The organism is Nocardiopsis lucentensis DSM 44048, assembly GCF_000341125.1.
In the GTDB taxonomy this organism is placed as follows: Bacteria; Actinomycetota; Actinomycetes; order Streptosporangiales; family Streptosporangiaceae; genus Nocardiopsis; species Nocardiopsis lucentensis.
Map to the genome: position 1 here is coordinate 1 of NZ_ANBC01000017.1, position 734 is coordinate 734.

Here is a 734-nt window from a genome sequence, read left to right on the forward strand (position 1 = left end):
CCTGATCGCCGTGGTCTTCGGACTCGTCTGGCCCACGGTCGGCGGCTGGATCAACGACCTGGGCGCGTGGATCATCGGCGCCGGGTCGGTCGGTGCGGGCATCTACGGCGTGATCAACCGCCTTCTGCTGCCCCTGGGCCTGCACCACATCGTCAACTCGGTCGTGTGGTTCGTGTTCGGCGAGTACACCGATCCGGAGACCGGCACCGTGTACCTGGGCGAGATCAACCGCTACCTGGCGGGTGACCCGAGCGCGGGCGGCTTCCTGTCGGGCTTCTTCCCCGTCCTGATGTTCGGTCTGCCCGGTGCGGCGCTGGCGATCTGGCGCTGCGCCCACCCGTCCCAGCGCGCGAACATCGGCAGCCTCATGATCGCCGCCGCGCTGACCGCGTTCGTCACGGGTATCACCGAGCCGATCGAGTACGCGTTCATCTTCGCCGCCCCGGTGCTGTTCGCGGTGCACATCGTGCTGACCGGCGTCGCGATGGCCGTGCTCAACGCCATCGACGCCCACCTGGGCTTCGGCTTCTCGGCGGGAGCGATCGACCTGCTCATCAACGCGACGAAGTCGAACACGACGGGGCTCGTGTGGATCCTGGCGATGGGCGTCGCCTACTTCTTCCTCTACTACTTCGTGTTCATGTTCCTCATCAAGAAGATGAACCTGCCCACGCCGGGCCGCGAGCCCGCCGAGGACGACGGGACGGCCGCGGCCGCCTCCGGGACCGGCGGGG

1 protein-coding gene is annotated in these 734 nt (G+C 68.0%); it reads left to right on the top strand.

Translation table 11 applies throughout. The features are described from left to right. The coding region (locus tag D471_RS0100505; protein ID WP_017596816.1) for a PTS transporter subunit EIIC at positions 1-734 on the top strand (734 nt) is incomplete at both ends.